This is a genomic window from Mucilaginibacter sp., assembly GCF_036568825.1.
GTDB lineage: Bacteria > Bacteroidota > Bacteroidia > Sphingobacteriales > Sphingobacteriaceae > Mucilaginibacter.
Genome location: NZ_DATCRU010000068.1, coordinates 133,054 through 157,529 on the forward strand (window position 1 = coordinate 133,054; position 24,476 = coordinate 157,529).

Annotated in this window: 24 protein-coding genes; 16 read left to right on the plus strand and 8 right to left on the minus strand. The window is 40.2% G+C overall.

What is annotated here, in order from left to right; genetic code table 11:
- Positions 1 to 2: 2 nt before the first annotated feature.
- The gene (locus VIM89_RS14980) at positions 3 to 458 is read right to left on the minus strand and encodes a DinB family protein (protein ID WP_488156979.1); all 456 of its coding nucleotides are present in this window, start codon (positions 456 to 458) and stop codon (positions 3 to 5) included.
- A gap of 366 nt (positions 459 to 824) precedes the next feature.
- Here VIM89_RS14980 and VIM89_RS14985 point away from each other — a divergent pair, with 366 nt between their 5' ends.
- Positions 825 to 2,165: a GH1 family beta-glucosidase gene (locus VIM89_RS14985; protein WP_488156980.1), complete on the plus strand. Its 1,341-nt coding sequence runs from the start codon at positions 825 to 827 to the stop codon at positions 2,163 to 2,165.
- Position 2,166: 1 nt separating this feature from the next.
- Here the strand turns inward: VIM89_RS14985 and VIM89_RS14990 are convergent, their stop codons facing one another.
- Together VIM89_RS14990 and VIM89_RS14995 are read right to left on the minus strand one after the other, a co-directional pair.
- Positions 2,167 to 4,332 carry a tetratricopeptide repeat-containing sensor histidine kinase gene (locus VIM89_RS14990; protein ID WP_488156981.1) on the minus strand — a complete coding sequence of 722 codons (2,166 nt, stop codon included), beginning with the start codon at positions 4,330 to 4,332 and terminating at the stop codon, positions 2,167 to 2,169.
- An 88-nt stretch (positions 4,333 to 4,420) separates the two neighbouring features.
- Positions 4,421 to 5,602 (minus strand): acyl-CoA dehydrogenase family protein, encoded by a 1,182-nt coding sequence (locus VIM89_RS14995; protein WP_488156982.1) that lies wholly within the window; start codon positions 5,600 to 5,602, stop codon positions 4,421 to 4,423.
- A gap of 155 nt (positions 5,603 to 5,757) precedes the next feature.
- Here VIM89_RS14995 and folB point away from each other — a divergent pair, with 155 nt between their 5' ends.
- The 3 genes from folB to VIM89_RS15010 all read left to right on the plus strand — a co-directional run bounded on the left by folB (position 5,758) and on the right by VIM89_RS15010 (position 8,221).
- Complete coding sequence (gene folB, locus VIM89_RS15000; RefSeq protein ID WP_488156983.1) at positions 5,758 to 6,117, plus strand: dihydroneopterin aldolase; 360 nt, start codon at positions 5,758 to 5,760, stop codon at positions 6,115 to 6,117.
- Position 6,118: 1 nt separating this feature from the next.
- Complete coding sequence (locus VIM89_RS15005) at positions 6,119 to 7,516, plus strand: FAD-binding oxidoreductase (protein ID WP_488156984.1); 1,398 nt, start codon at positions 6,119 to 6,121, stop codon at positions 7,514 to 7,516.
- A gap of 72 nt (positions 7,517 to 7,588) precedes the next feature.
- Positions 7,589 to 8,221 carry an MgtC/SapB family protein gene (locus VIM89_RS15010; protein WP_488156985.1) on the plus strand — a complete coding sequence of 211 codons (633 nt, stop codon included), beginning with the start codon at positions 7,589 to 7,591 and terminating at the stop codon, positions 8,219 to 8,221.
- 400 nt (positions 8,222 to 8,621) lie between these two features.
- On the opposite strand, the gene VIM89_RS15015 is transcribed toward VIM89_RS15010, so the two are convergent.
- Positions 8,622 to 9,068, minus strand: coding sequence for an acyl-CoA thioesterase (locus VIM89_RS15015; protein WP_488156986.1), 447 nt, complete (start codon positions 9,066 to 9,068; stop codon positions 8,622 to 8,624).
- 142 nt (positions 9,069 to 9,210) lie between these two features.
- On the opposite strand from VIM89_RS15015, the gene VIM89_RS15020 reads away from it, so the two are divergent.
- The gene (locus tag VIM89_RS15020) at positions 9,211 to 9,648 is read left to right on the plus strand and encodes an Hsp20/alpha crystallin family protein (protein WP_488156987.1); all 438 of its coding nucleotides are present in this window, start codon (positions 9,211 to 9,213) and stop codon (positions 9,646 to 9,648) included.
- A 199-nt stretch (positions 9,649 to 9,847) separates the two neighbouring features.
- Here VIM89_RS15020 and VIM89_RS15025 read toward each other — a convergent pair whose 3' ends face one another.
- Complete coding sequence (locus tag VIM89_RS15025; protein ID WP_488156988.1) at positions 9,848 to 10,093, minus strand: GlsB/YeaQ/YmgE family stress response membrane protein; 246 nt, start codon at positions 10,091 to 10,093, stop codon at positions 9,848 to 9,850.
- Positions 10,094 to 10,202: 109 nt separating this feature from the next.
- On the opposite strand from VIM89_RS15025, the gene VIM89_RS15030 reads away from it, so the two are divergent.
- Complete coding sequence (locus VIM89_RS15030; protein ID WP_488156989.1) at positions 10,203 to 10,613, plus strand: nuclear transport factor 2 family protein; 411 nt, start codon at positions 10,203 to 10,205, stop codon at positions 10,611 to 10,613.
- 84 nt (positions 10,614 to 10,697) lie between these two features.
- Here VIM89_RS15030 and VIM89_RS15035 read toward each other — a convergent pair whose 3' ends face one another.
- On the minus strand, positions 10,698 to 11,189 hold the full coding sequence (locus VIM89_RS15035) for a YajQ family cyclic di-GMP-binding protein (protein ID WP_488156990.1): 492 nt from the start codon (positions 11,187 to 11,189) through the stop codon (positions 10,698 to 10,700).
- 195 nt (positions 11,190 to 11,384) lie between these two features.
- Between VIM89_RS15035 and ppk1 the strand changes: the two genes are divergently transcribed.
- From ppk1 to VIM89_RS15070, 7 genes are all read left to right on the plus strand, one after another.
- Entirely contained in the window at positions 11,385 to 13,430 is a 2,046-nt protein-coding gene (ppk1, locus tag VIM89_RS15040; protein WP_488156991.1) for a polyphosphate kinase 1, read from the plus strand.
- A gap of 11 nt (positions 13,431 to 13,441) precedes the next feature.
- Positions 13,442 to 14,329 (plus strand): Ppx/GppA phosphatase family protein, encoded by an 888-nt coding sequence (locus tag VIM89_RS15045; protein ID WP_488156992.1) that lies wholly within the window; start codon positions 13,442 to 13,444, stop codon positions 14,327 to 14,329.
- Positions 14,330 to 14,482: 153 nt separating this feature from the next.
- A complete protein-coding gene (locus tag VIM89_RS15050) occupies positions 14,483 to 15,049 on the plus strand; it encodes a UbiX family flavin prenyltransferase (protein WP_488156993.1) in 567 nt (188 codons plus the stop codon).
- 107 nt (positions 15,050 to 15,156) lie between these two features.
- Positions 15,157 to 16,476, plus strand: coding sequence for a tRNA (N(6)-L-threonylcarbamoyladenosine(37)-C(2))-methylthiotransferase MtaB (gene mtaB / locus VIM89_RS15055; protein WP_488156994.1), 1,320 nt, complete (start codon positions 15,157 to 15,159; stop codon positions 16,474 to 16,476).
- Positions 16,477 to 16,503: 27 nt separating this feature from the next.
- Positions 16,504 to 17,673 (plus strand): prolipoprotein diacylglyceryl transferase, encoded by a 1,170-nt coding sequence (locus VIM89_RS15060; protein WP_488156995.1) that lies wholly within the window; start codon positions 16,504 to 16,506, stop codon positions 17,671 to 17,673.
- Positions 17,666 to 18,124, plus strand: a complete 459-nt coding sequence (locus VIM89_RS15065; RefSeq protein WP_488156996.1) for a GtrA family protein — start codon at positions 17,666 to 17,668, stop codon at positions 18,122 to 18,124. The genes VIM89_RS15060 and VIM89_RS15065 overlap by 8 nt, the downstream gene beginning before the upstream one ends.
- Positions 18,114 to 18,905: an inositol monophosphatase family protein gene (locus VIM89_RS15070; protein ID WP_488156997.1), complete on the plus strand. Its 792-nt coding sequence runs from the start codon at positions 18,114 to 18,116 to the stop codon at positions 18,903 to 18,905. Before VIM89_RS15065 ends, VIM89_RS15070 begins: the two co-directional genes overlap by 11 nt.
- Before the next feature lie 142 nt (positions 18,906 to 19,047).
- On the opposite strand, the gene VIM89_RS15075 is transcribed toward VIM89_RS15070, so the two are convergent.
- Positions 19,048 to 19,596, minus strand: a complete 549-nt coding sequence (locus VIM89_RS15075) for a NifU family protein (RefSeq protein ID WP_488156998.1) — start codon at positions 19,594 to 19,596, stop codon at positions 19,048 to 19,050.
- 163 nt (positions 19,597 to 19,759) lie between these two features.
- On the minus strand, positions 19,760 to 21,103 hold the full coding sequence (purB, locus tag VIM89_RS15080) for an adenylosuccinate lyase (RefSeq protein ID WP_488156999.1): 1,344 nt from the start codon (positions 21,101 to 21,103) through the stop codon (positions 19,760 to 19,762).
- A gap of 176 nt (positions 21,104 to 21,279) precedes the next feature.
- Between purB and VIM89_RS15085 the strand changes: the two genes are divergently transcribed.
- The 3 genes from VIM89_RS15085 (at position 21,280) to VIM89_RS15095 (ending at position 24,476) form a co-directional block, all read left to right on the plus strand.
- Positions 21,280 to 21,897 carry a TetR/AcrR family transcriptional regulator gene (locus VIM89_RS15085; protein WP_488157000.1) on the plus strand — a complete coding sequence of 206 codons (618 nt, stop codon included), beginning with the start codon at positions 21,280 to 21,282 and terminating at the stop codon, positions 21,895 to 21,897.
- An 86-nt stretch (positions 21,898 to 21,983) separates the two neighbouring features.
- Entirely contained in the window at positions 21,984 to 23,336 is a 1,353-nt protein-coding gene (locus VIM89_RS15090; protein ID WP_488157001.1) for a TolC family protein, read from the plus strand.
- Positions 23,337 to 23,366: 30 nt separating this feature from the next.
- Positions 23,367 to 24,476: an efflux RND transporter periplasmic adaptor subunit gene (locus VIM89_RS15095; protein WP_488157002.1), complete on the plus strand. Its 1,110-nt coding sequence runs from the start codon at positions 23,367 to 23,369 to the stop codon at positions 24,474 to 24,476.

Genomic DNA, 24,476 nt, shown 5'->3' on the forward strand with positions numbered 1-24,476 from the left:
TTTCAATGTTGTCGCACAAATACTATATAATCGGTGTAAGGCAGATCGGCTCCGCCAAGTTTTAATTGCTGACCGGCTTGTGCACGATGATGGGTGCCATGGTTGATCAGATGGGCCAAGATATCAGACAGCTTAGTTTCAAAATCATCGCCCTGCAGATTTTTATAATAAATAGATCGCGCAAAATCATTATCATTCAAGCTCTCCAGGTATGTGAGCCATTGCTGATAATTATCATTTATCGTCTGTTCAAATGTATCAGCTTTCCAATCGGGCCATAAAGTGGTAATGTTAGCGGGCTTGCCAATACATCTGCCTAACCATACTTGTTGTGCTGTTAATAAATGCGCCATCAATTGTTCGGCCTTTGTATAGTCTTCAGTTTGAAGTAAAGTGGCAAGAATTTGGAGATTGGCATATCGGTCGTAATGAAGCAGGCGGATAAAGTAATCTTTCATGCATCAAATGTAATTAACTAAGCTAATGGTTTAATTGAGATTGAGTCTGCTTAAAGTCAACTTTTCAACGGTTGTGCATAACATAAAAATAATGTTGGCGTCACGATAAGGTTATATCATCATACTACTTTTATAATCAATAAATTGATTTGTTATGAGATTCGTTTCAGCCCTGTTCAGAAGTTTGCGTGAGTGGATGATCTTAAAAAGCATGAGATCAACTTTTATTCATTAAACCATTTTTTCGGTTTTTACTTTTCTATATCCAATTATATTGTACAATTTGGGATTCATATTATTGTCTGCCGTTAAAAGCAAACCATGCTTTTTTAATGGCGGTTTATCCTGTGTATGGATCAATAACTTATGGATCAGTTGAATAAAACGCTTTTCGGGGAAGAGTTTAAATGGGGAGTATCAACAGCGGCGTTCCAGATTGAGGGGGCCTGTGATGTTGATGGCAAGGGTATATCCATTTGGGATGCATTTACAGCGAAAAAAGGCAAAATCTTAAATGGGCATAGAGCGGATATAGCCTGCGATTTTTATAATAATTACCAGGCTGATATCGACCTGATCAAACAGTTAAATATCCCGAATTTCCGATTTTCCATATCATGGACGCGTGTATTGCCTAATGGAACAGGCGAAATTAACCAGGCTGGCATCGATTATTACAATCGAGTAATTGATTATTGCATTTCGCAGGGCATTGAGCCCTGGGTAACGATTTATCACTGGGATTTACCGCAGATTTTGGAAGATAAAGGTGGATGGACAAACCGGGATATTGTTGAATGGTTTCTTGAATTTGTTACATTATGCGCCAAAAGCTTTGGCGACCGGGTAAAATACTGGATGGTGATGAATGAACCCTCCGTGTTTTCAGGTGCAGGATATTTTTTTGGTATTCATGCCCCTGGCAGGGTGGGGATAAGAAATTTCTTACCTGTTATCCATCATGTGGTCCTAAGCATGGTAGCCGGAGCTAAAAAGCTTCGTGAATTATTGCCTAATGCAGTAATTGGTACTACTTTTTCATGCTCATGGATTGAACCCCGCTCTGATAATAAACGAGATATAAAAGCTGCCCGAGTGGCTGATGCATTGGTTAATCGCTTATTTATTGAACCCGTTTTAGGCCTGGGGTATCCGGTTAGTGATATTCCTGTGCTGAAAGGTCTTGAAAAGTTCTATCAACCAGGTGATGAGGAAAATATGTCGTTTGATTTTGACTTCATCGGTTTGCAAAACTACACGCGTGAAATTGTACGATACTCGTTTTTTACACCCTATATCAATGCCAGCCTCGTGAAGGCGAAAGACCGTAACGTAGATATAACTGCGATGGGCTGGGAGGTATACCCGCCCGCGATCTATCATATTATTAAGAAGTTTGATGCTTATCCCCAGATCAAAAAAATATTGATTACTGAAAACGGAGCTGCTTTTCCGGATAGTTTGACTGATGATGAAGTAAATGATCCGAAGCGCGTTTCTTATTTGCAGGATCATTTAAAGCAGGTTCTAAAAGCAAAACAAGAAGGCAGCAGGGTGGAAGGCTACTTTGTGTGGACCTTAACCGACAACTTTGAATGGGCCGAAGGCTATCATCCCCGTTTTGGCTTGATACACGTTGATTTTGACACGCAGAAACGTATCATCAAATCTTCCGGTAAATGGTATGCTGATTTTTTAAAAGGCTGAATTAACTCACTTTTTGTTTACTGGTTTCTGTATCTGGTTCCATGATGATGAGTTCCATCTTTTTAGGTTTCGGAAGCCGGATGTAAAACGTACTACCTTTTCCGGGTTTGCTTTCAAACCAGATTTTGCCGTGATGTTTTTCGATGATCTGTTTACAGATTGAAAGCCCCAAACCGAATGATTTTTCGCCAATGGTACCTGCACGTTTGGCGTCAGTAAACATGTTGAATACCTTATCTTTCATGTCATCGGGAATACCAATGCCATGGTCAGCTACTGATATTTGAATATGGCTTGATTCATTAACGCATTTCAGATGAATGGTTTCGCCGACTGGACTGAATTTTATGGCATTGCTGATCAGGTTGCTGATCACACGCCAGATCATTTCGCGGTTGATATATAATTGTTCAACTGTGCTTAATGGATCTAAAATAATTTCCTGGTGTTTTTCAGAAGCTTTAAATCTTAACAATTCGATACTGTTGTTCAACAGCGCATTTACTTCAACCAACTGCTTTTTCAGATCAGTTGCGGTATTGTTGGTGGCTTCCAATATCTCATTGATCAGCTCAAGTGTATCCGATGAGGTATCTTTAATGATTTTTAACTGATATTGCAGATCGGTATCATAGCTGGTTTCTTCCACCATAATGCCGGTTAGTGATGCTATGCCACCAAGCGGGTTACGTAAATCGTGAGCTACGGTGCGCAAAATTCTGTCTTTTTCGCGGCTACTATTCTTTATCTCATCAATCGCTTTTTCAAGGTCCTTCTTTTGCGAATTGATTTCCTGATTCAATTTTTTTACAGTGATCACATCCAGTTTGGACCTGCTCCAGTTGCGCCATATCAGGAAGATGATCGCAATAGCCATCAGTGCACAAATAATGGCTACAGATAAATAGATCTTCTGCAACTTATTGTTGTTGCTCAGGTTTTCGATCTCGTATTGCTTTTCAAAGTTAACTAACTGTTGATTTACATCGCTTTCTTTCAGTGTGCTCAACCTTCTAATTGCTGAGTCTTTTAATAAGTTGTAACTCTGTATATAGGTTAAAGCCCTAACAGCGTCCTTCTTCTCCAGGTAGTATGCACCCATCAGCCTGTTCCAATCGGTTTCAGCATCCGGGTTGCTTATAACATTCAGTTGCTTGCGCAGGCTCACTAGTTGTTTGTATAACGAATCGCTTTTATGCTGATTGAAATATATCTGTGCCAGTTTGATCTCGGATAATTGTGCATCACGATTATCACCGCCTTTTCTTAGATTAATGGCGATGCTTTTCCTTAGCAAACCTTTTGCTTTGTCGTACTGCTGATTTATAATCAAGGCCTCTGCCTTATTACCATAAACCACTGCGCGAGCCATCTCAAGCATATCAGCCCTATTTTTGAAGCGATCACTGTTGCTATTGATAAATGCAAGGGTCTTGTCGAAATAAAATACAGCGCTGTCAATATTGCTGCAATGTCTATAACTTATCGCAATATTGTCAAGCAATTCCTGGCGGCGATAAAAAGACGGGAAATCGTCTCTGCCATCGTCCGGGACTGACAGACCTTGCACATAACTATCTTTAAAATATTGCGCAGCTTGTTTATAATGTGCCTGTTTGTACATGATCATACCCATGCGATAGGTATAATCGGAAAGCGATCTCTTGTTTAAATAATTTTTTGCAACAAGATAACCCTGGAAATAGCATTGATAGGAATCATTGTATTGATTCAGGCTAAAGTAGGTATCACCTTTTGCATAATTAGCTTCAGCAAAATTGGATACATACTGTTGTTTGCTTACGCTTTGCTGTGCAATTGAAAGCATGCTATCTGCAAAGGCAAGGGCCAGCTTATAATTGCCTTTCGTTTTTTGCTGATAAACATAATGGAAGCCAAAATAACGGAACCGATCGTTCAGGTTAGGTTTTTTGATACGAGCGTAAGCCGAATCGAGGTAATAAATGCCGCGGGCAGGTTGGTTGAAATCAAAATAGTGGGATGTGTTGGCAAATACCAGCCTAAAGGCGTCGGAATACTCATTTGCCTCTGTGCTTTTTCTATTGCATGAAATAATAAGAAAGGAAAAAAAATATAAAAACAAGCTTGCAATACACATACTTATGGTAAGTGTAACCGACTTGTTTTTAGTTTTTAATAAAAGCATCAATAGAGATTCCTAACCACGCACTTATACGGTGAGGGCAGGAAGTTTGTTATGATTTGAGGAGTTTTTCGGCGAATTATCAAAAATGTTACTTGAAGGCATCTTCGCCGGTAATATCCATCCCGGTAATTAATAAATGTATGTCATGTGTGCCTTCATAGGTTACTACCGATTCGAGGTTCATCATGTGGCGCATGATTGAATATTCGCCTGTGATGCCCATTCCGCCTAATATTTGTCTTGCCTCACGGGCTACATTGATGGCAGTTTCCACGCTATTACGTTTACCCATCGATATCTGGGCAGGAGTGGCCCGGTTTTCGTTCTTTAGTGTTCCCAAACGCCACACTAAAAGTTGTGCTTTGGTGATCTCGGTGATCATTTCCGCCAGTTTTTTCTGCTGTAATTGGAAACCTGCTATCGGCCTGCCGAATTGCACTCGCTCTTTGGCGTAACGCAATGCCGTATCATAGCAATCCATTGCCGCACCAATCGCTCCCCATGATATACCGTAACGTGCCTGGTTTAAACAACCCAGAGGACCTTTCAGCCCTGAAACATTCGGGAAAATATTTTCCTTAGGAACTTTTACATTATCAAACACCAGTTCACCTGTAGCAGAAGCTCGTAACGACCATTTATTATGAGTTTCCGGTGTGCTGAAACCTTCCATGCCACGTTCCACCACTAAGCCGCGTATCTTTCCGCTTTCTTCCTTTGCCCAAACCACAGCTATATCCGCAAATGGTGAGTTGGATATCCACATTTTGGCTCCATTTAAAATATAATGATCGCCTGCATCTTTAATATTGGTCACCATACCGCCGGGGTTTGATCCATGGTCAGGTTCGGTCAATCCAAAACAACCCATTAGTTCACCTGTAGCTAGTTTTGGTAAATATTTTCTCTTTTGTTCTTCGGAACCATAAGCATAGATGGGATACATCACCAATGAGCCCTGCACTGATGCAGTTGAACGGATACCTGAATCACCACGTTCAATTTCTTGCATGATGATACCATAAGAGATATAATCCAACCCTGCACCACCATATTCTACAGGTATAGTCGGACCGAAGGCACCTATTTCAGCTAACCCTTTTAATAATTGTTTTGGAAATTCTGCCTTTTGGGCATAATCCTCAATAATCGGACTTACTTCTTTTTTCACCCAGTCACGTACTGATGCGCGTATTAGTTTATGCTCGTCAGTTAATAATTCATCAACAAGGAAGTAATCAGGAGCTTCAAATAGATCTGTTTTGGCCATAATTGTACAATTGGTGAGGGCAAAGATAGGGTTTTAAGTTGATTGAGTTAAGTGGTTCAATGGTTAAGTAGTTAAGCCGTTGAATAGTTTAGAGGTTGTAAACCATTTAACTACTTAACCACTCAACTAGTCAACAAATAACTTACTTTTGAACCATGATCACGGTAGCAATACACGGCGCGGAGTTTTTTGCAAAACATGGATATTATCCCGAAGAACAACTTTTAGGTTGCAAGTTTTTGGTAGATATAACAGTTGATTTTACGCCTGCGGGTGAATTGAAAAAGGACAGCCTGGCTAATACGATAAATTATGAGCAGTTGTACAATATTGCCAATCACCAGATGCAGCATCCACGGAAGTTGATTGAGACTTTGGGAGAAGCTATTATTAATGATATCAAAACCGAATATCCTTATATAGAAAAGGCAGAGGTGATTATCAAAAAGAAACATCCGCCAATGCCGGGGCCTGTTGATCATACAAGTGTTACAATTACCTATACAAAACCATAAAATGGAATTTAATAAAATATCCGGTGAGCTGTTATCTGCCATCAAAGCAATTGTGGGTGATGATGCTGTAATTACACAGCATGATGGGATGGAAAAATACAGCCACGACGAGACGGAAGACCTGACCTATTATCCTGAGGTGGTGGTAAAATCGAAATCCGCAGAAGAGATATCCGCTTTGATGAAGCTTTGCAACAAACATTTGATACCTGTGACTCCCCGCGGTGCAGGAACAGGGTTAAGTGGTGGGGCACTTCCTATCAAAGGTGGTGTTCTTTTGTCGATGGAGCGGTTCAACCAGATTTTAAATATCGATGAGGAAAATCTGCAGGCCACCGTCGAACCGGGTGTGATAACCGAGGTTTTCATGGATGCGGTTGCTGAAAAAGGTTTGCTTTATCCGGTTGACCCGGCAAGTAAGGGCAGTTGTTTTATCGGTGGCAATGTTTCCCATGGCTCCGGTGGACCGAGAGTAGTGAAGTATGGGACTATCCGTGAATATATTTTAAATCTGCAAATAGTGTTGCCTGATGGTGATATTATTTGGACTGGAGCCAATACTTTAAAATATGCGTCGGGGTATAACCTGACGCAATTAATGATTGGCTCGGAAGGTACGTTAGGCATTATCACGAAAATAGTAGTTAAACTGATCCCAAGACCTACTCAGGATGCACTATTGCTGGCTTCATTCAACAATAATGAATCAGCTTGTGCAGCGGTGTCGGCTATATTCAGGGCTGGAATTATTCCATCAGCTTTAGAGTTTATGGAACGAAGAGGAGTCGAGTGGGTAAAAGAACACGATGATATCAACTTTGATCTGAGGGATGATATCCAGGCTTTTCTGCTGATTGAGGTGGATGGAACCAATCAGGATGTGATCTTCTCTGATTGCGAAAAGATAAACGAAGTATTGGAGCAGTTTGATTGCCGCGACGTATTGTTTGCTGACTCATCGGCACAGAAAGAAGAACTTTGGAGATTGCGCAGGACAATGGCTGTTTCAGTTAAATCAAACTCCATTTATAAGGAAGAAGATACCGTGGTACCGCGTGCACAATTACCCCAATTAATTAAAGGAATAAAAGAGATAGGTAACAAATTCGGCTTTGAATCAGTTTGTTATGGTCATGCCGGTGATGGCAACCTTCATGTAAATATCATCAAGGGAAATATGGATGATGATGCCTGGTATAACCAGTTGAAAGATGGCATCCGGGAGATATTTGAGCTGACTGTATCCTTAGGCGGAACGCTTTCCGGGGAACATGGTATCGGTCTGGTTCAAAAAGAGTTTATGCCTGTTAAATATACTAACGCTCATTTTGCATTATGGCGTGGCATTAAGAGTGTGTTTGATCCCAATGGTATATTAAACCCAGGCAAAATATTTTAGAACACGATTTTTAGATTTGAAGGATTTTAAAGATTGATTTTGTAATTTTAGAATTGGTTTTACTTATAAATATTGAAAAGTTTAGAGTTTGGTATATCGGCAAGTGACCTTATAAAAGTAGCGGTTGCAGTGTTCTGCGGGTCTATTATGGGACTCGAGCGTCAGTATAAAAATAAGACGGCCGGTTTTAGAACTATTATTCTTATCTGTCTTGGTTCCACTATTTTCACCATGATCTCGCAACGTGCAGGTCAGGGGGTAAATATTAACCTGGTTACCGGGGTTGGTTTTATTGGTGCAGGTGTAATATTTAAGGATAATATCTCAGTTAATGGCCTTACTACCGCAGCGGTAATATGGGTAGCGGCTGCTATCGGGATGGCGAATGGCTCAGGTAATTATATGCTGGCCATTATCTCCACGTTTGTAACGTTGGTTGTATTGATCATTTTCCACTACTTTGAAGGTTATCTGGATAAGATACACCACGAAAAGCTTTTATCGCTGGTTTTTGATGACGATGATTTTGAAAACCTGCAAATGATAGAAGATATCATTCACAAACATAAACTCAGGCCGCAGGTAAGATTGGTGAATAAGAAAGACGGTTGTTTACAAGCAGCTGTTTTTGTTACCGGCCACAAAAAGCAAATTAAAAAACTGGACGAAACGCTGTTGACTATAAAGCAGTTGAAATCATTTTAGACCTAACAAATTGGCTAGGGGTAGCCTCTATGATCAATGTCGTTAAGTTAAGGAAAATCGTTTCAATTATAGCTTTGTGTGGACTCACCCGAAGGCGCTACGCTGTTCTGCCCTCTCTTTTGCAAGCAAAAAAGAGGGCAAAAAAATAAAAAAAGTCCCTCTTTACGAAGTAGGGAGGGTGGTCGAGCGAAGCAATGACCGGGTGAGTCGACTGTGCGCCATGCTTAACTTAACGACATTGCTCTACGAGGCAAAAACATTCTTTTTTAAAATTCTACAAAGCGGTAGACCCTAGCGGGTCATTAAGTAATTTTATTTTGAAAGATGCCTACTAATTTGCACATCTGCACATCCGCCAATCTGCATATCTATCTAATCTGCACATCCACGCATCTGCACATCAATTTGTGTTTAATATCATCCGTGGCTCATCATAAGCAATCATCCGGTTACGCTGCTCTGCTGGAATTTTCACTGACTTATGCACATTATAATCATAGCTGATACAAACGGTTTTGCCGGTAGTGCAAATCTCTTCGGTTTCACCGTTGATTTTTACCAATACGTGCATCACATCAAAACTGCTGTTACCTATACGGGTTGTGCGCACGTAGCAGGCTATTTCATCATGTCTTAAAATAGGCTTCAGATAATTGATCTCTGAACGGGCCAGGATAATGCCGTTATGGTTCCAATCCCACTTTACTATATCTTTCCAGTAGTTTGACCGCGCTATTTCAAAGTAGGTTAAATAGACTGCATTGTTTACGTGACCATAGGCATCAAGGTCGGAGAAGCGGATTGGGATGATGGTTTTATATTTATAATCTGCTAAATTTTCGCTCATTTTATGTCATTATGTCTGCGTGAAATCAAATCAACCGGACACAATGTCCTGAATTGATGATTTTTAGCGCTTGGTACAACAGTTGACTTATCCTCGACGAAGTTAATAAAACTACAATAAGAAATTCTGGAGGATATAAATTATGACACTTGTAAAATTTAATAACGGTCACCGCAATGCAGTAAACCCCTGGTTTAATGATGTATTCAATTCTTTGATAAACGATTCAACTTTGAACGACAGGTTTGTTACCAAAACTCCTGCTGTTAACATTGCTGAAACCGAAAATGAATTCCACATCGAATTAGCTGTACCAGGCCTGAAGAAAGAAGATTTTAAAATCAACCTTGACAAAAACGTATTAAGCGTATCTGCTGAAAAGAAAGCTGAAAATGTTGAAGAAGGCAAGAAATACAGCAAACGTGAATATAGCTACACCTCTTTCGTAAGGTCATTTACCTTACCTAAAGTAGCTGACCAGGCTAAAATTGAAGCTGAATATACCGATGGTATCTTAAAGCTGAATGTTGCCAAAAAAGAAGAAGCTAAGGCTCAAACCAGAGAAATCTCTGTAAAATAATTTTTCCCGGGTGCCGAGAGCAGTGAGATTAAATGTTGTGATTTGGTAGAAGGGCTTGAGGCCTCGGAAAAATATAAAAAGTCCCGAAAGTATAACGACGCTTTCAGGCCGATTTTAAAAGATCGTTTTCATAAGTAAGTTGTTGGTTTAGTTTGATTAGGCCGCCCCAGAATTCGGAGCGGCCTTTTTTGTATGTATATCAGGATTTCCCCTTTATCAAACGCACTATCCCAACCAGGATTATTGCTCCTATAAATGCGGTAACAATGTATCCTATGCTACCTCCTGCATGGATGTGAAGCCATCCTAAAACATGCCCGCCGAGCCACCCGCCTACAAGACCCAATATAATATCGACAATAACCCCATAACCTTCGCCTCTCATTACTCTACCCGCTAACCAGCCGGCAATACCGCCAAGTAAAACTATCCATAATAAGCTCATGATTTTTTGATTTTAAGTGTGACAAGAAAATAAATTGATATACACTAATATAACCATACGGTCTGTACTATCAAATATATTTATTTTAGAGTTATCAAATTTTAACCCTATGAATAACATTAATGCATCCAACAAAAGTGTTGTAGATAATTTTTTTGTGGCACTTGAAACCCAGCAGTTTGATCTGTTAAAAGATATTTTTGCACCTGAAGGAAAGCAACTTAACCCTTATGCTCCGGAAGGTTTCCCCAAAAGTTTTGATGGTGCTGAAGCTATCTACAAACAATATAGCGGCTTAACAGAGAACTTTGGGAAGATGAAGTTCCCAAGAACCATTTATGCAACAGAAGATTCGGATTTCTTTTTTGTGCAATTCAGAGGAGAAATCGAGATCAAAGCCGGTGGTAAATATGAAAATGATTATCTCGGTACTTTCAGATTAAAGGATGGTAAGATCATCGAATATACCGAATATTTTAACCAGGTGGTGATGGCAAAGGCGTTTGGTATTAAGTTATAAAATGCATCCCTTCATATCGGCAACGATATAAATTTTGTAAGTGTTCACGAGCGTTCACGGTGTTCGTGAACACACACACTGAAATTAATTCCTCATATTAATATACTGTAAAGGCTGACCGAAATCTTCTTTCCGGCAAAGACTGATCACGGCCTGCAGGTCGTCTATCTTTTTGCCCTGCACCCGCACCTGGTCATCCATAATAGAGGCTTGTACCTTTAAGCCGCTGTCCTTTATCTTCTTTACGATCTTTGATGCAGTTGTTTTATCGATTCCTTCCTTTATCTTAAGCTCTTTACGGATCATATTGCCTGATGCATATTCCTCTTTACCATCGTCCAGCACAGAGGGATCGATATTCTGCTTCACCATACGACTGATGATCGAATCCTTAATGGCTTTCAGGCGCATATCGTTCTCGGTCACTATGGTTATCTGGTTGGTCTTCTTATCAAGTTCGATACTACTTTTTGAATCGTGAAAATCATAGCGGTTCAAAATTTCCTTTTTTGCAGTATTAATAGCGTTGTCGAGTGTTTGTCCGTCAATTTTGCTGACGATATCGAATGTTGGCATATTCGGCGTTGTTAATTGTACAAATTTATATTCCTTTACAATAATTGGGTAATATAAACTTTGTATTAGTTTATTTCAATCCGTTTCGAGTGTAAATTGTATATACTAAATCAATCACTATTTAAAGTTTAGTTAATATTAACTTAACAAATAAATAGGCAGTTTTGTAAGCAGTGCTTCACGGGGCCGTATTTTATGGATATTAAAAAGATACCTTTAATCAATAGGGAGATCAGCTGGTTATACTTCAACGACAGAGTTTTACAGGAAGCGTCTGATCCAACAGTCCCGTTGATTGACAGAATCCGGTTTTTGGCTATCTTTTCATCCAACCTGGATGAGTTTTACCGTGTACGCGTGGCAACGATGAGCCGACTGTCTAACCTGAACGAGAAAGCCAAGGAAGTATTAGGTTATAATCCCAAAAAGATACTTAACCAGATAAAGAACGTAGTTGTAAGACAGGAACGTAAGTTCAATAATCTGTACGAGAACATTATTGTAAAACAACTTGCGGAAGAAAAAATTTTCATTCTGAATGATAAGCAGCTAAACGTAACCCGCGGCGCTTTCGTGAAAAATTATTTTCGTGAACGTTTGCTGGCAACATTAGTGCCTATTATGCTTGACGAGGCCCAGGCATTTCCCGAATTGAGGGACCGGGCGATATATTTCTTCGTTAAACTAACTAAAAATAAGAAATCGCGCTATGCGCTGATCGAAATACCTGATAACTTATCAAGGTTCCTGGTACTGCCGGAAACCAATAATCTGAAGTTCATCATCCTGCTGGACGATATCATCCGCTATGCACTGGAGGATATCTTCTTCATTTTTGACCATGATACTATCGAGGCTTATTCTATCCAGTTGACACGTGATGCAGAGCTCGATCTGGATAAGGAAGTAAGTGAAAAGTTTATTGATGCCCTGAGCAAAAGTTTACAAAAGCGTAAAAAAGGTAAACCGATGCGTTTGCTATATGACTCTGAAATGCCGTTGGAGATGGTGACTTACCTGGTGAATAAGATGGATCTGCATTCAGAAAGCCTGATCCCCGGCAACCGCTATCAGAACTTTAAGAATTTTATCAATTTCCCTAATGTAGGTCGTCCGGAGTTGGAATACGCTCCGTACCCACCATTGTCGGTCGATGGTTTATCATTTGGAAAAAGTTTGATGGGCATGATCGCTCAAAAAGACTATATGGTGAGTACGCCATACCAGTCATTTGATTACCTGATTCACTTTTTGCGTGAGGCTGCTATCGATCCGAAGGTAAAAGAGATTAGCATTTCACTGTACCGGGTTGCAAATAATTCGAGAATCATACACGCTTTGATCAACGCAGCCAAAAACGGTAAAAAAGTGAACTGTTTGATGGAATTGCGTGCCCGCTTTGACGAGCAGAATAACATTACTTACAGTAGCAGACTGGAAGAAGAAGGTGTAAATGTGCTTTATGGTATAAGCGGTTACAAAGTACACTCAAAAATATGCCTGGTTACCCGGACCGAAAAAGGCAAACCTGTTCATTACGCGCTTCTTTCTACCGGTAACTTTAATGAAAGCACAGCCCGGATATATGCTGATCATACCTTGTTCACTGCAAATAAAAAAATCACTGATGATTTGGTGGAGGTTTTTAAAGCGCTAAAATTAAATCAGTTTGCAAGAGGCTTAAAGCATCTTATTGTTTCGCCGATTGATTCACGCCCTGCTATTTACAAGCTGATTGATACCGAGATCAAAAATGCCAAAGCGGGCAAACCTGCTTATATGATCCTGAAAATGAATAGCCTTGCCGATGAACAGGTAATAGCAAAGCTTTACCAGGCAAGTAACGCAGGTGTAAAAATTAAGATGATTATTAGAGGGATGTGCTGCTTAGTGCCGGGCATGAAAGGCTATAGCGAAAATATCGAGGTGATCAGTATTGTAGATAAATACCTGGAGCATGCCCGTGTGCATATCTATTGCAACGGCGGCAACGAACTGATCTATCTTACCTCAGCTGACTTTATGACCCGGAACATTGATAACCGTGTAGAGGTAGGCTTCCCAATACTTGATGAGGAATTAAGGAAAGAGATCAGGGAGATCATCAACATTCAGTTGGAAGATAACACTAAGGCTCGCGAGATCAACAGCCAGAATAACAATAAATACCATAAAACGCGCAATGATATTCCTTGCCGTGCACAAATAGACATTTACAACTACCTTAAATACAAGTCCTAAAACTAACTAAATTGAGATACGCCGCTATAGATATTGGTTCGAACGCTGTAAGATTACTTATAGCTGATATTATTGAGAACAACGATTCTGTTTCATTCAAAAAGAATACGCTCGTCAGAGTACCCCTGCGTTTGGGCGATGACGCTTTCCTGCAACAATTTATTTCGGAAAGAAAAGCTACCGACCTGGTGAAAACCATGATCGCCTTCCGTAACCTGATGGATGTTTACAAGGTAGGTGATTACATGGCTTTTGCAACATCTGCTATGCGCGAGGCAAAAAATGGTGCAGATATTGTAAGAACGATCAAAGAACAGGCTGACATTGATCTGGAAATTGTTACCGGCCAAAAAGAGGCGAAGATCATCTATACTAACCACGCAGAGCAAAACATCGATAAGAGCAAAAATTATCTTTATATCGATGTTGGCGGCGGTAGTACGGAGTTGTCACTATTTACCGAAGGTAAACTGGAAGCTTCCCGGTCATTCAACATTGGTACTATACGTATTCTGGATAACCAGGATAAAGAAGAAACCTGGAACGAGATGCGCGATTTTATACGCGACCATACCAAACATTTCAAAAGCATTAATGGGATAGGTACAGGTGGAAATATCAATAAACTATACCGTTTATCAGAAGAAAAAAATGCAGCTCCGTTGACCTTTGTTAAATTAAAATCACTGTATAGTTACCTTAACTCATTCTCATTAAAAGACCGCATTAACGTGCTGGGCCTCAACCAGGATAGGGCAGATGTTATTATTCCTGCCTGTGAGATATACCTGTCGGTAATGAAGTGGGCCAACATCAAAGCTATCTATGTTCCGAGCGTAGGATTGGTGGATGGGATCATACAAATTTTGATCGAAAAGAATTTTTCAAGTAGCGATTAAAAATATTTTAAGAAATTGTTTAAAAATTAAAAAACTGTTTATACATTTGTAGTGCCCTCTCATAGGGCATGTTTTTCATAGGTAGATGTAGGGTCGAGTACGTGTATTCGACCCTTTTTTGTGCGCCTGATTTTAATCCGTAGCTTTGTTTTGATGTCAAAAAGAAAAATCGTAGTTGCCATTACAGGTGCCAGCGGCGCTATTTATGCCCAATTATTAGTTCAAAAACTTCAACAATTAAGCGCTCAGATAGCTGAGGTAGCCATTGTGATGTCGGATAATGCCAAACAGGTGTGGCAATTTGAGCTGGACAATACCGATTACGACAAACTGCCTTATAAAATATACGCGAAGAACGACTTTATGGCGCCATTTGCTTCAGGATCAGCGCGTTTTGATACAATGGTAGTCATCCCATGCTCTATGGGCACCCTTGGTCGCATAGCCAGCGGAACATCTGACGATCTGATTGCTCGTGCCGCTGATGTGATTCTTAAAGAACGCCGAAAATTAATCCTGGTAGCCCGTGATACACCTCTAAATCTCATCCATATCCGCAATATAGCTACGATTACGGAGGCAGGAGGGATTATTTGTCCGGCAGTTCCTTCTTTCTATAGTAAACCCAAAAGCATAGAAGAGGTAGCAATGACTGTGGTAAACAGAGTTATTGACCTGATCGGCTTAGAAAACGAGAGCTACAGGTGGTCAGAACTATGATTTGATTGATTCATTGAATACTATGATTCCATAAACTTGATTAATCATGGGGATCATTTAATCCGATAAATCATGGTTCAGACAAATTTCTTACCTTTGCGCCGCAAATGAATAAGAAAGTCGCATTTTACACATTAGGCTGCAAGCTTAACTATTCGGAAACATCAACCATAGGCCGTCTGTTCAACCAGGCCGGTTATGATACAGTTGATTTTACCGATACGCCTGATGTGTTTGTGATCAATACTTGTTCGGTTACCGAAAATGCTGATAAAAAATGCAAAAAGGTAGTTAAAGAGGCATTAAAGATTTCCCCAAATGCCTATGTGACCATTGTTGGTTGTTATGCTCAGCTCAAACCTAAAGAGATATCTGAAATCCCGGGTGTTGATATGGTTTTGGGCGCTGCAGAGAAATTTCAGATCATCGATCATATTAGCGATCTGACCAAGCAGCCTAAGGCACTGGTTTACAATCAGCCGGTATCAGAGGCTAATCAATTTGTTTCCTCTTATTCATTTGGCGACCGTACTCGTACTTTCCTTAAAGTTCAGGACGGTTGCGATTATTCATGTTCATTCTGTACTATCCCGCTTGCACGTGGTGCCAGCCGTAGCGATACTATTGAACATGTATTGGAACAAGCGCAACAAATAGTTGAATCAGGCGTGAAAGAGATCGTGCTTACCGGCGTAAACCTGGGCGATTTTGGTGTCCGCAACGGCCAACGCGAAGATAAGTTCTTCGACCTGGTAAAAGCACTGGATGAAGTAGAAGGGATAGAAAGGATCCGTATCTCATCTATCGAACCAAATTTATTGACTGATGAAATCATTGAGTTTGTAGCAAGGTCCAAACGCTTTATGCCGCATTTTCATATTCCGTTACAATCAGGGAATAATAAGATACTAGGTTTGATGCGTCGCCGGTATAAAAGAGAATTATATGCCGACAGGGTAGCCAAAATAAAAGAACTAATGCCGGATTGCTGTATTGGCGTAGATGTTATTGTTGGTTTTCCGGGAGAAACACGCGAGGACTTTATCGATACCTATAATTTCCTGAACGGATTGGATGTTTCTTATCTGCACGTGTTTACCTACTCAGAAAGAGAAAATACATTGGCTGCCGAAATGAGCAACCCGGTTCCAGGATCTACACGCGCCGACAGAAGTAAGATGCTGCACATCCTTTCTGATAAAAAACGACGTGCATTTTACGAAACACAGCTTAATAAAAACGAAAAAGTATTATTTGAAGGCGATATTAAAGACGGCTTTATGCATGGCTTTACCCGTAACTACGTAAAGGTGAAGGCCAAGTATGATCCAGTTTTAGTTAACGAATTAAAGTCGGTTTATTTAACAAATATTTCATCTGACGGTGATGTGGAGATTACCGAAAGCGAAGAATTATTGGTGCATTAATTTTATATTCGCTGCAAACTAACATCTATGTTTCCAACCCTTAGTTCCCTCATCCAATATTTCACAGGTCTCGATATTCCGCTACCCATACAAACTTTTGGTTTTTTTGTGGCTTTTGCTTTCCTGGGAGCTTACTGGGCTTTTTCCCAGGAGTTTAAGCGGAAGGAGAAACTGGGTTATGTGCATCCATTGGAACGCACAGTTACGATTGGTGAGCCTGCGTCATCAGGTGAATTGATCGCAAATGGCATATTCGGATTCATTTTAGGTTATAAACTTATTGATGCAGCGGTAAACTACCATAAGCTTCTGGAAGATACTCAGGGTTTTATCTTATCCGCTCGTGGTAATTGGATAGGCGGTATTATTGGTGCTGCTGCTTTTGCTTACTGGGCGTACTATGAAAAGAAAAAGCAGGTTTTGCCTGAACCTGTTACTAAACAGGTTGCCGTTCATCCGCATGAGTTGATGGGCAGTATATTGCTTTGGGCGGCTATTACGGGCTTTGCTGGTGCCAAAGTATTTAATGCACTAGAAAATTGGGACCAGTTTATGGCCGATCCGGTTGGCATGCTGATAGGCTTCTCAGGATTAACCTTTTTTGGTGGACTGATATGTGGCGGAGCAGCTGTTTTATACATAGCCAATAAAAACGGAATTAAACCGTTAACTATGCTGGATATCGGCGCACCGGGTATGATGTTAGCCTATGGTCTTGGCCGTATCGGGTGCCAGATGTCGGGCGATGGTGATTGGGGTATTGATAACCTGAATCCTAAGCCACACTGGTTAAGCTGGGCGCCGGATTGGATGTGGGCGTTCAAATTCCCGCACAACGTGAACGAGGTTGGTGTGAATATGGCTAATTGCACTGGAAAATATTGCAAGGAATTGGCCGTACCTGTTTATCCGACATCATTTTATGAATGTGTAGTTTGTATACTCCTGTTCTTCTTTTTGTGGAGTATACGTGATAAGATAAAAGTGCCGGGTGTGATGTTTGGCATTTACATGATACTGGCAGGTGTAGAACGTTTTCTTATAGAACTGATCAGGGTTAACACCAAATACAAGGTCGGCGGACTAGAATTTACGCAAGCTGAGTTAATTTCAGTTATATTAGTAATAGGAGGAATAATTTTGATAGCGGTAGCTAAACGAAACTCAAAACAATTGAACCCGGCAACAAATGGTTAACCAGGTTTTAGAGCATAAACTGGTAAAAAACCAGGTTTTCAGATTTGTATTTTCAGCAGGTATCGGCTTTTTGGTAGACATTTCCGTTTTCTATCTCTTCTATCATAATTTATTAAACCAGCAAACCTACAAGGTATTCTTTATTACAGTTCGTAATTCATCATTATCACTGGCGATTTCATTTTTTTCAGGCGTTGTTGTCAATTTCCTGATCACTAAGTTTTTGGTATTTAATGAATCACGAAGCAGGTCATCCAAACAGTTCATTCGATTTGTTTCCGTCGCCATCATTGGTTTTTTCGCCAATTTGGCTATAGTTAAGTTTTTGATACAGGATATGGGTGTTTATCCCCCTTATGCACGTGTAATGGCAGCGTTAAGTTTATTCTTTGCCAGCTATTTTATACATAAGGTATTCTCGTTCAGCTTATCTTTGCGGCATGTATCTTGAAAAACTAACCCACGAAGTAATTCGTGTTGCCAAAGAAGCCGGAGATTTCATCCGGCAGGAACGAAAAAACTTTGATCCGGATAAAATAGAATACAAAGGCCTGAACGACCTGGTATCCTACGTCGATAAAACAGCTGAAAAGATCATCGTTACCGAACTGGAAAAAGTATTACCTGAAGCCGGATTTATAACCGAAGAAAAAACCACCACCAAAATAGGCGATCGCTACAATTGGATCATCGATCCGCTGGATGGTACTACCAATTTCATACATGGCGTTCCCAGTTTCTCAGTAAGTATTGCGCTGAAAGAATATGATGAATTAATATTAGGTGTAGTGTATGAGATCAACCTTGACGAGTGCTTTTATGCCTGGAAAGATGCGCCTGCTTATCTAAACGGAAAGGAAATCCATGTAAGTCATAATCCAACAGTCGGTGGTAGCTTGATTGCAACCGGCTTCCCTTATTATGATTTTGAAAAGCAACCTGCATATATCGCACTATTTACCGAACTGATGAAAAGCTGTCACGGTTTGCGTCGATTGGGCTCAGCTGCAGTGGACCTGGCTTATACTGCGTGTGGCCGGTTCGAAGCTTTTTATGAATATAACTTAAATCCCTGGGACATTGCAGCTGGTGTGGTAATTGTTAGACAGGCTGGGGGACAAGTGGTTAATTATAAAGGCGGAGATGAAGTGCTCAACACTCGTCAGCTACTGGCAACCAATGGCAAGATAACAGAGGAAATGCTGGGTATTATTCAGAAATATTTTAATTAAAACAAACACGAATTTCTCGGATTGAGGCGAATTACACTAATTCACTTTGGCAAAATCCTAAAAGAAAATTGCACGAATAATTTCCGCTATCCAGAGCTTAATTCGTGCAATTCGTATTTATAATTCGAAAAATTCGTGCTGCTTACATGGCTTCTGAAACTACCTCGGTAACTTCAGGCACCATTCTTTTTAACAAGTTCTCGATTCCTGCTTTAAGGGTAACGGTCGATGACGGGCAACCACTGCATGAACCGCGAAGTTCAACAGTTACCACACCATCAGTAAATGATTTATAATGAATAGCGCCGCCATCCTGTTCAACAGCCGGACGAACATAATCCTGTAATATCTGCTGGATTTTGATCTCAGCATCAGTGCCTTCAAACTGTACTTCCTCTTGCTCTTCAATCTGAACTTTGTATTCGGCTTCAACAGCGCCTTTTACAAACTCTTTAATAATCGGCTCCAGGTCGTTCCAGTCGCTGCCTTCGGTTTTGGTTACCGTAACGAAGTTGCTTGCAAAAAACACCCCGTTTACAAATGAGAATTTATATAGCTCTTTTGCAAATGGTGAATGTTCAGCACTTTCCTTTGTAGGGTAATCAACACTGCCATTGATCAGCAACTTGTTCACGATGAACTTCATGGTTGCCGGGTTGGGGGTCGATTCAGTATATACGTTGATATTCATTTTAATTCTAAATTAATGCAATAACAAAGTTAGACAGCTTTTTGATTACTTTCAATAGGCAGAAGTGTTATGACGTCTTTATGATAATGTGCAGATGTGCAAATGTGTGGATGTGCAGATTGATTTTTTCATTTGCACATCTGCATATCTGCACATTCGCACATCAAATTCCTGTATATGTTGACGGGCTGATTTTCTTAATTTCTTCTTTTATATCGTTACTTACCTGCAGCGTCTCTACAAACTCAGCTATAGTTTCAGCATTAATAGCAGCATTAGTACGTGTCAATTCCTTTAATGCTTCGTATGGATTTGGATAGCCTTCACGACGTAAAATGGTTTGTATAGCTTCTGCTACTACTGCCCAGTTCGCTTCTAAATGCGCGTTGATCACAGGCTCATTCAACAACAATTTATTTAAACCTTTTATAGTCGATTTAATGGCAATTAATGTATGCGCTACCGGAACGCCGATGTTACGCAGAACGGTAGAGTCGGTCAAATCGCGCTGTAAACGTGAAATAGGCAATTTGCCTGCCAGATGTTCAAACAATGCATTGGCAATACCCAGGTTTCCTTCCGAATTTTCAAAATCTATCGGATTAACCTTGTGCGGCATTGCTGATGAACCTACTTCTCCTGCTTTTATCTTCTGCTTGAAATAGTTCATAGAAATGTACGACCAGATATCCCTGTCAAGGTCAATCAGGATATTGTTGATCCGTTTCAGTGCATCACATTGCGCTGCAAAATTATCGTAATGTTCAATCTGTGTTGTGAATTGTGAGCGGCTAAGGCCCAGTATATTATTCACAAAATGATCACCAAACTTTTTCCAGTCGATATTTGGGTAAGCAATATAATGCGCATTATAATTACCTGTTGCTCCGCCAAACTTGGCTGAATAGGGCACTTGTTTTAATAAACGAAGCTGATTTTCAAGCCGCTCGATAAATACCTGTATCTCCTTACCCAAGCGTGTTGGTGATGCAGGCTGACCATGTGTATGCGCCAGCATAGGTAGTGTGGCCCACTCAGCGGCATAACTTTTTAGGAGATCGATTAGTTCAGTGATCGCGGGCAAGTAAGCCTCATCAATAGCCAGTTTAAAGCTATAAGGTATCGAGGTGTTATTGATGTCCTGCGATGTAAGTCCAAAATGAATAAACTCTTTATACTTCTCAAGACCAAGTTTGTCGAATTCTTTTTTGATAAAATATTCGACAGCCTTAACGTCGTGGTTGGTGATCTTTTCTATGTCTTTTATGCTCTGGGCATCGTTTTCTGAAAAATTCTGGTAGATGGCGCGTAACTTTTCTGATACTTTTTTATCAAAATCCTGAAGCTGTGGCAAAGGATATTCGCATAGGGCTATAAAATATTCGATTTCAACAAATACCCTGTATTTAATAAGCGCGTATTCTGAAAAGTAACCGGCCAAACCAACTGTGGTATTGCGGTACCGGCCATCAATAGGAGAGATTGCCGAAAGCGGTGTAAGCGTCATGTAATACTAATTTTCGGCAAAGGTACGAAATCAATTTGCAGTTTGCAGTTTGCAGTCGGCAGTTTGCAAACTGTGAACTGCAAACTGCTAACTGAAGAAGATTGTCTGGGAAAAGTCATTTATTTAGGAAACTTTGAAATCAAAAAATGTTTCCATAGTTTTGACCCATTAAGTCAATGAGTCAAACAGATAGAATAATATTGGGCGGTGAGGAGCTTTTTTTAAAGGCCGGGATCAAGAGTGTCACGATGGATGACATCGCCAAACACCTGGGAATGTCCAAAAAGACCATCTACCAGTTTTTTAGAGATAAAAACGAACTGGTAATTGCCCTGGTGCAGAAAAAGCTAAAGGAAGATGAAGATCAGATGGAAGAGATCATTAACAAATCGGGCAATGTGATTGAGGGAATGATCAATATGATGAAATGTTCGGAAGATATTTTTTCAAGGATCAACCCGATAGTGATACACGATCTGCAGAAATATCATCCCGATGCATGGAAGCAATTCCAAAACTTCAAATCGGGCGTGATAGTTCAAACGCTCGAAGAACTTCTAAAAAAAGGGATAGAGCAGGGTTACATAAGAGCTGATATAGACGTAAAGATAATCGCGAGGATGAGGATGATACAAGTGGAAATGGGTTTTAATACGGACATTTTCCCGCATTCAGAATTCAATGTGTGGAAGGTGCAGCAACAATTTCATGAGCATTTTAACTATGGAATCTGTACGCTGGAAGGATACAAACTATTGAATGAATACAGGAACCTGCACGAACAGGTAAATTAATTAAAGTTATTGACATACGGCTGTCACACAGGTTTTAAACTTTTGTAATGCAAACAAATACGAATAAACACAACTCACTATATATTATGAAACATCTATTTCTATTTATGCTGTTTCTGTCAGGTTTAACTTTAAGCGGTTATGCCCAGCAGACTGCACCACCCCCTGCTGCGGTCCACAATTTTTCGTTGCAGGACTGTATCAATTATGCCTATGAACACCAGGATACGGTACTCAATGCCAAATTAGACGTACAAAGTGCTGATTATAAAGTTAAGGAAACCACTGGTATCGGGCTGCCCCAAATAAACGGTTCGGCTAATTTTCAGGATTATGTTAAAATACCTGTGACATTGATTCCGGCCCAGTTTTTTGGTGGTACGGCCGGTTCATTTATACCGGTTCAGTTTGGTGTTAAATACCAGGGATCGCTTGGCCTGAATTTAAGCCAAAAAGTTTTCGATGCCAGTTATCTTGTCGGATTAAAGGCATCAAAAACCTATAAGGAATTATCAACACGCAGTTATGCCCGTTCAAAAATTGATGCTAATGTGAATGTTACCAAAGCCTACTACCAGGTATTGGTAAGTATTGAGCAAATAAAGTTACTGGACGCAAATATTAGCCAACTGAAGCACCAACTTGATGAAACTACTGCAGAAAACAAACAAGGTTCGGCTGAAAGAATAGATGTTCAACGTACCCAGGTACAGTATAATAACCTGGTGACCAACCGCGAAAATTCGGTTCAACTGCTTGCTTTAAGTTACCAAATGCTTAAATTCCAAATGGGAATGCCAATAAATGCGGAACTGATGCTGACTGATAAATTAGAAGATATTCAATTGGCAGATAAAGATGATGCTACCTCTGATACCACCTTCTATCATAAACGCATTGAATATGCATTACTGGAAACACAGAAGAAATTGAATGAATTGGATGTAGCTAATAAAAAGGCTGCTTCTTATCCAAGTTTAGTTTTAAATGGGAATTATACTTCGTCCTATCAAAATAACAGCTTTGGTAACCTATTCAGCACTAATTTCCCATCAAGCTATTTTGGCTTGACCTTGAATGTCCCCATTTTTAGTGGTGGTCAGCGTGTTAATCAGATCAGGCAATCCAAAATTAATGTTCTAAAATCACAAAATGATTTGGAAAACGCCAAAAACGGCTTTTTGTTACAGGCCAATTCCGCTCATTATAATTACGTAAACAGCCTGAGGTCTTTAGACAACCAAAAACACAACCAGCAATTGGCGCAAGAAGTTTTGAGGGTAACTAAAATTAAATACCAGCAGGGGGTAGGCTCGAATTTAGAGGTTACACAGGCGCAAACAGATCTTGAAGCAGCTGATAACAATTACATACAGGCATTATATAACGTTTTAATAGGCAAAGTAGATCTGGATAAAGCTTACGGACGAATTCAATAAATCAATCACAACAGACACAGAAATAAAGACATGAAAAAACTATTATACATACCAGCAATTTTGATACTTGCTGCCTGCGGTAATAACAAACCTAAAGACAAAAAAGCTGAACTGGCAGACTTGAAAAAACAGCAGGCTGAGATAAGTGATAAAATTACCAAGCTGCAAGCAGAGGTTGGCGGAAACGATTCGACCAAAAGCACTGACGTGAGTGTAGTGACCGTAAAGAAACAACCGTTTACAAACTATGTACAAATTCAGGGTAACATTGATGCCCAGGATAATGTTACAGCTTATCCACAGAACGCAGCTGTTATAACGGCTATTTATGTAAAAGCAGGTGATCACGTAAGTAAAGGTCAAACATTGGTTCAACTGGATAATAGCGTACAAAAGCAACAAATATCCCAGGCCGAAATACAGGTAGAATTGATGAAAACACTATATGATCGTCAAAAAAACTTATGGGACCAAAGGATAGGTACTGAAGTACAATTTATCCAGGCTCAAACTAATTTACAAACGGCTCAGAAAACACTGGCGATGAATAAACGGACTGCTGATCTGTACAGGATTGTATCTCCGATTAATGGAACAGTTGACCAGATGGATTTGAAGCTTGGGGCAATGGCACAGCCTGGCCAAACAGGTATTCGTATAGTTAATGCCGATGTCTTGAAGGTAAAAGCAAACGTGCCGGAATCATACTCAGGCCGCATAAACCAGGGTGATAATGTAAAGGTTGTAGTTCCTGATGCAGGTGACTCTTTAATGGCTAAAGTGAGCTTTGCTGCCAAAGCGATTGACGTTGCTTCCCGCAGCTTCGCGATAGAAGTAAAGTTGCCGGCACGTAAAACTCTTCGCCCTAACATGACGGTTGTATTAAAAGTAGCTGATTATTCATCAAACGATGCGGTGACTGTGCCGGTAAATGCTATTCAACGCTCTGAATCTGGCAACTTTGTTTTCCTTGATCAGAACAATGCAGCTAAAAAGGTTGCTGTAACATTAGGAGCTACTTACGGAGGTATTACGGAGATCAAATCAGGTCTTAAAGGTGGTGAACAACTTATTAACCAGGGTGCAAGCGAGGTTGAAGACGGTGATAAAATTAAAGTTGTTCAATCTGATAATCAATAA

Bases quoted from the DNA above. Each gene is read 5' to 3' on its own strand.
- VIM89_RS14980 (WP_488156979.1), bottom strand. From the start codon at position 458: ATGAAAGATTACTTTATCCGCCTGCTTCATTACGACCGATATGCCAAT.
- VIM89_RS14985 (WP_488156980.1), top strand. From the start codon at position 825: ATGGATCAGTTGAATAAAACGCTTTTCGGGGAAGAGTTTAAATGGGGA.
- VIM89_RS14990 (WP_488156981.1), bottom strand. From the start codon at position 4,332: ATGCTTTTATTAAAAACTAAAAACAAGTCGGTTACACTTACCATAAGT.
- VIM89_RS14995 (WP_488156982.1), bottom strand. From the start codon at position 5,602: ATGGCCAAAACAGATCTATTTGAAGCTCCTGATTACTTCCTTGTTGAT.
- folB (WP_488156983.1), top strand. From the start codon at position 5,758: ATGATCACGGTAGCAATACACGGCGCGGAGTTTTTTGCAAAACATGGA.
- VIM89_RS15005 (WP_488156984.1), top strand. From the start codon at position 6,119: ATGGAATTTAATAAAATATCCGGTGAGCTGTTATCTGCCATCAAAGCA.
- VIM89_RS15015 (WP_488156986.1), bottom strand. From the start codon at position 9,068: ATGAGCGAAAATTTAGCAGATTATAAATATAAAACCATCATCCCAATC.
- VIM89_RS15020 (WP_488156987.1), top strand. From the start codon at position 9,211: ATGACACTTGTAAAATTTAATAACGGTCACCGCAATGCAGTAAACCCC.
- VIM89_RS15025 (WP_488156988.1), bottom strand. From the start codon at position 10,093: ATGAGCTTATTATGGATAGTTTTACTTGGCGGTATTGCCGGCTGGTTA.
- VIM89_RS15030 (WP_488156989.1), top strand. From the start codon at position 10,203: ATGAATAACATTAATGCATCCAACAAAAGTGTTGTAGATAATTTTTTT.
- VIM89_RS15035 (WP_488156990.1), bottom strand. From the start codon at position 11,189: ATGCCAACATTCGATATCGTCAGCAAAATTGACGGACAAACACTCGAC.
- ppk1 (WP_488156991.1), top strand. From the start codon at position 11,385: ATGGATATTAAAAAGATACCTTTAATCAATAGGGAGATCAGCTGGTTA.
- VIM89_RS15050 (WP_488156993.1), top strand. From the start codon at position 14,483: ATGTCAAAAAGAAAAATCGTAGTTGCCATTACAGGTGCCAGCGGCGCT.
- mtaB (WP_488156994.1), top strand. From the start codon at position 15,157: ATGAATAAGAAAGTCGCATTTTACACATTAGGCTGCAAGCTTAACTAT.
- VIM89_RS15060 (WP_488156995.1), top strand. From the start codon at position 16,504: ATGTTTCCAACCCTTAGTTCCCTCATCCAATATTTCACAGGTCTCGAT.
- VIM89_RS15065 (WP_488156996.1), top strand. From the start codon at position 17,666: ATGGTTAACCAGGTTTTAGAGCATAAACTGGTAAAAAACCAGGTTTTC.
- VIM89_RS15070 (WP_488156997.1), top strand. From the start codon at position 18,114: ATGTATCTTGAAAAACTAACCCACGAAGTAATTCGTGTTGCCAAAGAA.
- VIM89_RS15075 (WP_488156998.1), bottom strand. From the start codon at position 19,596: ATGAATATCAACGTATATACTGAATCGACCCCCAACCCGGCAACCATG.
- purB (WP_488156999.1), bottom strand. From the start codon at position 21,103: ATGACGCTTACACCGCTTTCGGCAATCTCTCCTATTGATGGCCGGTAC.
- VIM89_RS15085 (WP_488157000.1), top strand. From the start codon at position 21,280: ATGAGTCAAACAGATAGAATAATATTGGGCGGTGAGGAGCTTTTTTTA.
- VIM89_RS15090 (WP_488157001.1), top strand. From the start codon at position 21,984: ATGAAACATCTATTTCTATTTATGCTGTTTCTGTCAGGTTTAACTTTA.
- VIM89_RS15095 (WP_488157002.1), top strand. From the start codon at position 23,367: ATGAAAAAACTATTATACATACCAGCAATTTTGATACTTGCTGCCTGC.